Origin of the sequence: Rhodovulum sp. PH10 (assembly GCF_000293785.1) — a bacterium.
Classification (GTDB): Bacteria; Pseudomonadota; Alphaproteobacteria; order Rhizobiales; family Xanthobacteraceae; genus Rhodoplanes.
In genome coordinates, this window is sequence record NZ_AKZI01000212.1 from 1 (window position 1) to 8,652 (window position 8,652).

Sequence of the window (8,652 nt, forward strand, 5' to 3'; positions counted from 1 at the left end):
GCCACCGGCTGCTGTACCTGAAGTCGAAGCTGAAGCTGCCGAAGATCCGGCGGTTCCGCGACTGGCTGTTCGACGAGCTGGCCGCCTCGCCGATGTGAGATGCCGCGGCGGGACCGTTTTTGCGCGTCCGGCTGCGGCGGGTGTCGCCCTCGCGACAGTCGTGACTCGTCTTGCATTCGCGCAGAGCTTGCGCGACAAAAGTCGGACGAGTGCCGCGACGGGCGACCGTTCGCGACACCGCGGGGCCCGAGCATGGGCCCGGCATGCGGCGGACCGTTTCGACAGCGAGGTTTTCCGTGGCCATCGAACGCTCACCCGTCTCGGTCGACCTCGCGCTGCAGGGCGGCGGCGCGCACGGCGCCTTCACCTGGGGCGTGCTCGACCGGCTGCTCCAGGAGCCGTGGTTTCGCATCGACGGCATTTCCGGCACCTCGGCCGGGGCGATGAACGGCGCCGTGCTGGTCTCCGCGCTGGCCTCCGGCGGCCGCGCGAATGCCCGCACCGCGCTCGAGGGCTTTTGGCGCAGCGTCGCCGAGGCCGCGACCTTCAGCCCGTTCCGCCGCACGCCGCTCGACGCGCTGCTCGGCCGCTGGACGCTCGACACCTCGCCCGTCTATCTGTTCACCGATCTGGTGGCGCGCGTGGTGTCGCCCTACGACTTCGGGCCGGGCATCAATCCGCTCGCCGACGTGCTCGCCGGCCACGTCGCGTTCGACGCGCTCGAGCGCAGCCCGGTCAAGCTGTTCGTGACGGCGACCAACGTCCACACCGGTCAGGGCCGCGTGTTCTCCAATGCGAGAATCACGCCGGCGGTGCTGCTCGCCTCGGCCTGCCTGCCGACGCTCTTCCAGGCGGTGGAGATCGACGGCGAGCCCTATTGGGACGGCGGTTATTCCGGTAACCCGACCATCACGCCGCTGGTGCGAGAGTGCGGCGCGCGCGACACCGTGATCGTGCAGATCAACCCGATCGAGCGGCCCGGCACGCCGCGCACCGCCCGCGAGATTCTGAATCGGGTGAACGAGGTGTCGTTCAACGCGGTGTTGCTGAAGGAGCTGCGGATGATCGCGCTGTTGCGCGAGGTCGCCGATCCCGGCGACTGCGAGGGCGCGCGCTGGGCGGAGATGCGCATGCACCGGATCGCCAGCGCCGCGATGGCCGAGCTCGATGCGTCCTCCAAGATGATCGCCGAGTGGCCGTTCTTCTGTGAGTTGCGCGATCTCGGCCGCGCCGCCGCCGAATCGTTCCTCGCGCGCCACGCGCACGACCTCGGCGAGCGCTCGACGCTCGATCTCGATTCGATGCGGCAACTGGTGTGATTCCGCGCGCTCGCGCAGCGTGAGTCCGCGCTGCACCCACGTCGTGCCGCGCCGCGGCGGAGCAGAACGGTGCGACGATGCAGCGGCGAGCGCATCTGCGCGCGAAGCGCGCGCGAAGACGGTATGTCGTGCACGCCGCCAGCGGAGCTTTACGGATGCGGCCGGAATTTCGGATGGTAACATCCGCTCAACCCGGCAGCGAGGTCCGCTGCCGCGGCACTTCCCCTTCTTCACACGACAGGTGGAATTGATGAAGCGCATCACGAGCATCCTCGCGACGTGCATACTCGCCGTTGCGTTCTCCGGACCGGCGCTCGCCGCGAGCGTCGTCCTGAAGCTCGGCCACATCGCCGAGCCCGAGCACCCCTACGGCCAGGGCGCCGACTATTTCGCGAAGCTGGTCGCCGAGAAGTCGGGCGGCGACATGAAGGTCGAGGTGTTTCCGAACTCTCAGCTCGGTGGCCAGAGCGAGATGATCGAGGGTCTCGTGTTCGGCTCGCTCGACATGGCGTTCGTGAACACCGCCGCGCTCGGTCAGTTCCAGCCGCAGATCTCGCTGTTCGATCTGCCGTTCCTGTTCGACGATCGGCCGCATGCCTATCGCTCGCTCGACAGCGTCGGCATGGAGATCGGCAAGAAGCTCGAGCCGCGCGGCCTGAAGCTGCTCGGCTACATGGAGAACGGCATCCGCCACATGACCGACAACGTGCGTCCCATCAAGACGCCGGAGGACATGAAGGGCCTGAAGATCCGGGTGCAGACCAACAAGATCCACGTCGAGATGATCAAGGCGCTCGGCGCCTCGCCGACCCCGATGGATCTCTCCGAGCTCTACTCGGCGATGCAGCAGGGCACCGTCGACGGCCAGGAGAACCCGTCCGCGCACATCTACACCAAGCGCTTCTACGAGGTGCAGAAGTACGCCTCGCTGACGGCCCACGCCTACTCGCCCGAGCCGGTGCTGATCTCGATGATCACCTGGAAGAAGCTGTCGCCCAAGCAACAGCAGGTCGTGCTCGACGCCGCCAAGGAGTCGATCGACTGGCAGCGCAAGGTCTCCGAGAAGGCCGACAACGACTACTGGGACAAGATCCGCGCGACCGGCAAGATGGAAGTGATCACGGTCGACCGCAAGCCGTTCCGCGAGGCGACCCGCGAGGTCACCGCCAAGTTCGCGCCGATGGTCGGACAGGACAACATCGACAAGGTCGACGCGCTCCGCGACAAGTGAGCCGTATTCGTCGCACGCCGCGCCCGGACGTTCGCCCGGGCGCGATCTTCGGCGCGCGGGCCGACGCATCCGCCTCTCTCGTCGCCGCCTCCGCCGCCGACCGTTTCCTCACTCCCGCCGGAAGACCCGACGACCCGCTTCCGGCGCGGCGTCCGCCGCCGCCGGCGGCTCATCGAGGTCCTGGCCGATGGATCTGATCTTCCGTTATCTCCGAAAAGTCCTGTACGGGATCTCGGTGGCCGCGATGCTGGTGATGCTCGCGATCATCTTCATGCAGGTGATCACCCGCTATCTGCTCGGCTTCACCTTCGAATGGTCGGAGGAGCTGGCCCGCTTCCTGTTCGTGTGGGTCGTCTTCCTCGGCTCCGCGCTGATCCTCGGCGAGGACGGCCATCTCTCGGTCGAGCTGGTTCCGCGTCTCCTGAAGGGAACCAAGCCGGGCCTGGTGCTCGACGTGTTCATCAATGCCTGCGGCTACGTCTTCATCCTGCTCCTGATCGTGCAGGGCTGGGTGATGACCGAGACCATGACCTTCCAGGAGTCGCCCGGCCTCGGCATCCCGATGAGCTGGGTCTATGTGATCATGCCGGTCTCCGGCATTCTGATGCTGCTCTATCACGTTCGGGACACGGTCAAGATCGTGCGCAAGATCGCCGGCCGCCCGCAGCCGGAGGCCTGAGCCATGGGAACCGCCCTGGTCGTCGCGTTCATCGTGCTGGCGCTGCTCGGCGTGCCGGTCGCCTATGCGCTCGCGCTGTCGGTCTCCTTCGTGCTGTTCATGTACATGGACCTGCCGCAGGTTCTGGTGACGCACAACATCTTCGCCGGCATCAACTCGTTCTCCTTCATGGCGGTGCCGTTCTTCATGCTGGCCGGCGCCTTCATGTCGGCCGGTGGCGTCACCCGCCGTCTGGTCGGCGTCGCCCAGGCGATGGTCGGCTCCTTCACCGGCGGCCTCGCCCAGGCGGTCGCGGTCGCCGGCATGTTCTTCGCGGCGATCTCCGGCTCGTCGGCCGCCACCACTGCGGCGATCGGCTCGACCATGATCGACGAGATGGAGCGCAAGGGCTATCGCCGCGATCTCGCGACCGGCATCGTCGCCGCCTCCGGTACCGTCGGCATCGTCATTCCGCCGTCGATCACCTTCGTGGTCTACGGCGTCATCGCCAACGTCTCGATCGGCGATCTGTTCGTCGGCGGCGTGCTGCCCGGCGTGCTGATGGGCCTGTCGATGTGCGCCATGGGCTGGTTCATCGCGCGCCGCAACGGCATCCCGCCGGAAGGCTCGTTCTCGATCCTGCAACTGCTGCGCACCATCAAGGAGGCGTTCTGGGCGCTGCTGACGCCGGTCATCATCATCGGCGGCATCTATGGTGGCGTGTTCACGCCGACCGAGGCGGCCGCGGTCGCCGCGGTCTACGGCATCGTGGTCGGCATGTTCGTCTACAAGGAGCTGAAGCTGAAGGATTTCCCGGAGATCGTCTTCAAGGCGGTGATCGGGACCACGCTGATCATGTTCCTGGTCGGCGCGGCAAAGGTGTTCGGCTGGATGCTGACGAACCTGCAGGTGCCGCATCACGTCGGACAGGCGGTGGTGGCGCTCACCGCGTCGCCGGTGCTGTTCATGCTGATCATGAACGTGCTGCTCCTGATCCTCGGCACGCTGGTGAACGCCTCGGCGGCGGTGGTGATTCTCACGCCGATCTTCCTGCCGGTGGCGATCTCGCTCGGCATCGATCCCCTGTATTTCGGCGTGATCATGGTGATGAACCTGGCGATCGGCTGCATCACGCCGCCGGTCGGGCTCGATCTGTTCGTCGCCTCGGCGATCGCCAAGGTGCCGCTCGAGCAGGTGATGAAGGCGACGCTGCCCTATCTTCTGGCGCTGCTGGTGACGCTGCTGCTCGTCACGCTGGTTCCGCCGATCGCGACGGTCTTGCCCAATCTCCTGCAGTGATCGTCGTCGAGCGCCGCCGACCTCCGGCGGCTGCGGATGCGCGAGAGCCGGTCTCCCCGACCAGGGAGGCCGGCTTTTTTGTTCCCCGGCGGTTGCCGGCGGTCGTCACTGCCGGCCCCGCCCGCACGGCGTGCAAATGCTCGACAGCCGCCCGGCGTCGTGATACCGGACGAGTGTGGTTCTCGGCCGGAGTCGTCCGTCCGGGATTAAAAGGGAACACGGTGCGCCGTCGCGAGACGGCAATGCCGTGGCTGCCCCCGCAACTGTGAGCGGCAAGGATCGCCGAGACGAGCCACTGGCCGGCAAACGGCTGGGAAGGTTCGGCGAGACGCAGACCCGCGAGCCAGGAGACCTGCCACACCCGTCCGCCATCAGGCGGGCGGCTCGTCGTTCGGACGCCGGGGTGAGCGTCGTGCTACACCGGGGACGCCCCCGCGTCCTCGTGCGGCCTGTTCTCCCGAGCGTCTCCTTGCGGTTCGAGGCCCGAGTGGCCACGTCAGGAGACCTCACTCGTGACAAACGTCAAATCGATGCTCGCGGCGGCGACCGCCGCCCTCGCTCTCGCCGGCGCGCCGGCGCAGGCGCATTTTCAGCTCGTCTACACGCCCGACGTGGTGCTGGAGAAGGCGGCCGACGTGCCGCTGCTCCTCGTCTTCTGGCATCCGTTCGCCAACGGCCACGCGATGGACATGGGCAAGCCGCAACAGTTCTTCGTCGTCCACAAGGGCGAGAGGACCGATCTGACGGACTCGCTCGCGCCGATCACCTTCACGGGAGCGGAAAACACCGCCAAGGGTTTTGCGGCCAAGGTGCCGGTGCGGCGCATGGGCGACTACGTGTTCGCGCTGGTGCCCGAGCCTTATCTCGAGACGAGTGAAGACAAGTTCATCCAGCAGATCACGAAGTCGTTCGTCAATCGCGGCGGCGTGCCGACCGGCTGGAACGAGCCGCTCGGCCTGCCCACGGAAATCGTGCCGCTGAACAAGCCGACCACCGTGCTCGCCGGCTCCACCTTCACGGGGCAGGTCTTGTCCGAAGGCAAGCCCGCCGCCGGCGTCGAGATCGAGATCGAGTACATGGCCGCCGAGCCCGACATGACGACGCGCAAGGCCGGCGAGCCGAGCGTGTCGCCGCCGCCCGGCGGTGCGCTGGTCGCCGTCACCGATCAGAACGGCATGTTCACCTTCGGCGTGCCGAAGGCCGGTTTCTGGGGCTTTGCCGCGCTCGGCAGCGGGCCGGAGAAGACCCACCAGGGCAAGCCGCTGTCGCAGGACGCGGTGCTTTGGGTGCGCGCCTGGGATCTGAAATAACAAGGGCCCGAGCGGGAGAGCTTTCATGCACATCGTCGACGGTGCCCTGTCGGCCCCGGTCGTGATCACGGGGGCGGTTCTCGCGGCAGCGGGGATCGGGCTCGGGCTCAGGCGGATGCCGATGGAGAAGATCCCGGCGGCCGGCGTGTTGTCGGCCACCTTCTTCGTCGCCTCGCTGGTGCACGTGCCGATCGGGCCGTCGAGCGTGCATCTCATTCTGAACGGCCTGGCCGGGCTGGTGCTCGGCTGGGCCGCCTTTCCGGCGCTGTTCGTCGGGCTCCTGCTGCAGGCGGTGTTTTTCGGCTTCGGCGGGCTCACGGTGCTCGGCGTCAACACGGTGAACATCGCGCTGCCGGCGGTGATCGTCGGCTGGGTGTGCCGGCCGGCGATCGCGGCGAGCTCGCCGAAGGTCGCGGCGATCTGGGGCGCGATCGGCGGGGCGCTGGCGATCGCGCTGACCACGCTTCTGGTCGGTATCGCGCTCGCCGCGTCGGGCTCGCAGTTCGTGGCGGCGGCGAAGCTGGTGTTCTTCGCGCACATCCCGGTGATGGTGATCGAGGCGGCGCTCACCGGGGCGGCGGTGCTGCTCGCCCGTCGCGTCAAACCGGAGCTGTTCGATGCGCTCGGCCCGGCGCCGAGGGAGGCGTGAGATGAGAGTTCGTTCAGTTGCCGCGATCACGGTCGTGATCACGTGCGTGTCGAGCGGGGTGGCGCTCGCCCACAAGGTGGTGGCGGGAGCGTTTGCGAGCGGCGACCGCATCGAGGGCGAGATCGGCTTCTCCGACGGCTCGATGGCGGCGAACGCGCTGGTCGAGGTTTTGGCCGAGGACGGCCGCAAGCTCGGCGAGGTTCGCACCGAGGAGGACGGCACCTTCGTTTACACGCCGACCGAGAAGGTGCCGATCGTGTTCCGTGCCGATCTCGGCGCCGGGCACGTCGCCGAGGTGCATCTGTCGGTCGACGAGCTGCCGGCCCGCTTGCGGGCAGGATCGAGCGCCGGCGTCGGTGCGCCGTCTGCTGCAGTGACGCCTTCGCCTACGGCCGTCGCTGCCGAAGGCTCGGCCGAGGCGCCGGCCACAGCGTCGGCCACCGCGTCGGCGCTCGAGGCCCAGCGGACGCTGCTCGCCGAGCTCGTGAGAAACGAGGTGCGGCCGCTGCGGCGTGAGATCATCGCGCTGAAGGAGAAGAACGACCTTCAGTCGATCCTCGGCGGCATCGGCTACATTTTCGGCCTGTTCGGCCTGTGGTTCTTCTTCGCCGCGCGCCGGGCGAACGCGAAAGCGGCCGGCCGATGACGCAGTCCGTCGAGAGCGTCCCCGGGCTCCTCGATGCGACGGGTGGCAGCGTCGTCGCCGGGCGTGACGCGCGGCTGCGAATCCTCGCTGCGGCAGTGTTTGCCGTCGTGGTGGTGTCGCTGTCGGGCGCGGCTGCGCTCGGCCTCGCGCTCGCGGGCGCATTCACCGTGGCGGTGCTGGCGCGGCTGCCGGTGGTGCGCACGCTGAAGCGCGTGATCACGATGGACGGCTTCATCGTCGTGATGCTGGCGATGCTGCCCTTCACCGTGCCGGGCGAGCCGGTGTTTCATCTGCTCGGCTTCGCCGCCACCCGCGAGGGTTTTTTGCAGGCGCTCACCATCGGCGTGAAGGCGAACGCGATCGTGCTGATGGCGCTGGCGCTGCTCGGCTCGATGGAGGCCGTGCTGCTCGCCCGCGCGCTGCGCGCGCTTCTCGTGCCCGAGCGGCTGGTGCATCTCGTGCTGTTCACGGTGCGCTATGTCGACGTGCTCGACCGCGAGCAGCGGCGGCTGCGCATCGCCATGAAGGCGCGCGGGTTTCGGCCAAAGACCTCGTGGCACACCTACCGCACCTTCGGCTATCTGGTCGGCATGCTCCTGGTGCGGGCGCTCGAGCGCTCCGAGCGTATCTTCGGGGCGATGAAGTGCCGCGGTTTTGCCGGCCGGCTTCATCTCGAGGCGACATGGTGCTGGTCCGCCGCCGATGTTTCGTTCGCGCTCGCGGGCATCGCGCTCGTCAGCACGATGGCGGCGCTGGAGATTCTGCATGTCGCCGGCTGATGCGGGCGACCCGCTCGCCGACCCCGCGCCGGCCTTGCTGGAGACGAGCGGTATCGTCTTCGCCTATCCGGGGCGTCCGCGCGTGCTCGACGGCGCGAGCCTCGCGCTCGCGGCCGGCGAGCGGCTGTGCCTCACCGGGCCGAACGGCGCCGGCAAGAGCACGCTGTTGCAGATCGTCGTCGGCCTCTTGGTGCCGCAGGCGGGCACCGTCACGGCGTTCGGGCGGGCGCGGCGCGAGGAGGCGGACTTTCACGAGGTGCGCTGCCTCGCCGGGCTGGTCTTTCAGGATCCGGACGATCAGCTGTTTTGCCCGACGGTCGCCGAGGACGTCGCCTTCGGCCCGTTGAACATGGGGCGCAGCCGCGCCGAGGCGGCGGCGATGGTCGAGCGCGTGCTGGCAAAGCTCGGCCTCGCGCATCTGCGCGATCGCGTCACCCACAAGCTGTCGGGCGGCGAGAAGCGTCTCGTCACGCTCGCTGCCGTGCTGGCGATGGAGCCGCGCGTGCTGCTGCTCGACGAGCCGACGAACGGCCTCGACGAGCCGACCGCCGCGCGGGTGACCGACATTCTGATCGGCCTGCCGCAGGCGATGATCGTCGTCTCGCACGACCCGCATTTCCGGAAGAAGATCGCGACCCGCACGGTGCGGCTCGGGGACGGGCGCATCGTTCCCGAATTTTCGGCCTGAACCCGCCGGAGAGGCGGGGGCGTCATACCGGATTCGGCTGATTGATTCCCGAGGCGGGATTCCCGGCTGGAGT

General features: G+C 68.1%; 9 protein-coding genes and 1 riboswitch. All 9 genes read left to right on the forward strand.

The features are described 5' to 3' along the window. Positions 1–296 precede the first annotated feature (296 nt). The 9 genes from A33M_RS21525 to A33M_RS21565 all read left to right on the forward strand — a co-directional run bounded on the left by A33M_RS21525 (position 297) and on the right by A33M_RS21565 (position 8,579). Entirely contained in the window at positions 297–1,319 is a 1,023-nt protein-coding gene (locus A33M_RS21525) for a patatin-like phospholipase family protein (protein WP_008391994.1), read from the forward strand. Positions 1,320–1,569: 250 nt separating this feature from the next. Further along, positions 1,570–2,550 carry a TRAP transporter substrate-binding protein gene (locus A33M_RS21530; protein WP_008391996.1) on the forward strand — a complete coding sequence of 327 codons (981 nt, stop codon included), beginning with the start codon at positions 1,570–1,572 and terminating at the stop codon, positions 2,548–2,550. Positions 2,551–2,737: 187 nt separating this feature from the next. Continuing rightward, entirely contained in the window at positions 2,738–3,229 is a 492-nt protein-coding gene (locus A33M_RS21535; RefSeq protein WP_008391998.1) for a TRAP transporter small permease, read from the forward strand. A 3-nt stretch (positions 3,230–3,232) separates the two neighbouring features. Continuing rightward, positions 3,233–4,507 carry a TRAP transporter large permease gene (locus tag A33M_RS21540; protein WP_008392000.1) on the forward strand — a complete coding sequence of 425 codons (1,275 nt, stop codon included), beginning with the start codon at positions 3,233–3,235 and terminating at the stop codon, positions 4,505–4,507. 159 nt (positions 4,508–4,666) lie between these two features. After that, a riboswitch (cobalamin riboswitch) is annotated at positions 4,667–4,881 on the forward strand. Positions 4,882–5,019: 138 nt separating this feature from the next. Continuing rightward, positions 5,020–5,817: a DUF4198 domain-containing protein gene (locus tag A33M_RS21545; protein WP_008392005.1), complete on the forward strand. Its 798-nt coding sequence runs from the start codon at positions 5,020–5,022 to the stop codon at positions 5,815–5,817. A 25-nt stretch (positions 5,818–5,842) separates the two neighbouring features. Further along, a complete protein-coding gene (cbiM, locus tag A33M_RS21550) occupies positions 5,843–6,466 on the forward strand; it encodes a cobalt transporter CbiM (protein WP_008392008.1) in 624 nt (207 codons plus the stop codon). A gap of 1 nt (position 6,467) precedes the next feature. Beyond that, positions 6,468–7,112: a hypothetical protein gene (locus A33M_RS21555; protein ID WP_008392010.1), complete on the forward strand. Its 645-nt coding sequence runs from the start codon at positions 6,468–6,470 to the stop codon at positions 7,110–7,112. Further along, a complete protein-coding gene (gene cbiQ / locus A33M_RS21560) occupies positions 7,109–7,891 on the forward strand; it encodes a cobalt ECF transporter T component CbiQ (protein ID WP_040622530.1) in 783 nt (260 codons plus the stop codon). Before A33M_RS21555 ends, cbiQ begins: the two co-directional genes overlap by 4 nt. Then, complete coding sequence (locus A33M_RS21565) at positions 7,878–8,579, forward strand: energy-coupling factor ABC transporter ATP-binding protein (protein ID WP_008392015.1); 702 nt, start codon at positions 7,878–7,880, stop codon at positions 8,577–8,579. The genes cbiQ and A33M_RS21565 overlap by 14 nt, the downstream gene beginning before the upstream one ends. Positions 8,580–8,652 lie beyond the last annotated feature (73 nt).

Excerpts from the sequence above, each read along its gene's own strand:
- A33M_RS21530 (WP_008391996.1), top strand. The coding sequence starts at position 1,570 with ATGAAGCGCATCACGAGCATCCTCGCGACGTGCATACTCGCCGTTGCG.
- A33M_RS21535 (WP_008391998.1), top strand. The coding sequence starts at position 2,738 with ATGGATCTGATCTTCCGTTATCTCCGAAAAGTCCTGTACGGGATCTCG.
- cbiM (WP_008392008.1), top strand. The coding sequence starts at position 5,843 with ATGCACATCGTCGACGGTGCCCTGTCGGCCCCGGTCGTGATCACGGGG.
- A33M_RS21565 (WP_008392015.1), top strand. The coding sequence starts at position 7,878 with ATGTCGCCGGCTGATGCGGGCGACCCGCTCGCCGACCCCGCGCCGGCC.
- A33M_RS21555 (WP_008392010.1), top strand. The coding sequence starts at position 6,468 with ATGAGAGTTCGTTCAGTTGCCGCGATCACGGTCGTGATCACGTGCGTG.
- cbiQ (WP_040622530.1), top strand. The coding sequence starts at position 7,109 with ATGACGCAGTCCGTCGAGAGCGTCCCCGGGCTCCTCGATGCGACGGGT.
- A33M_RS21540 (WP_008392000.1), top strand. The coding sequence starts at position 3,233 with ATGGGAACCGCCCTGGTCGTCGCGTTCATCGTGCTGGCGCTGCTCGGC.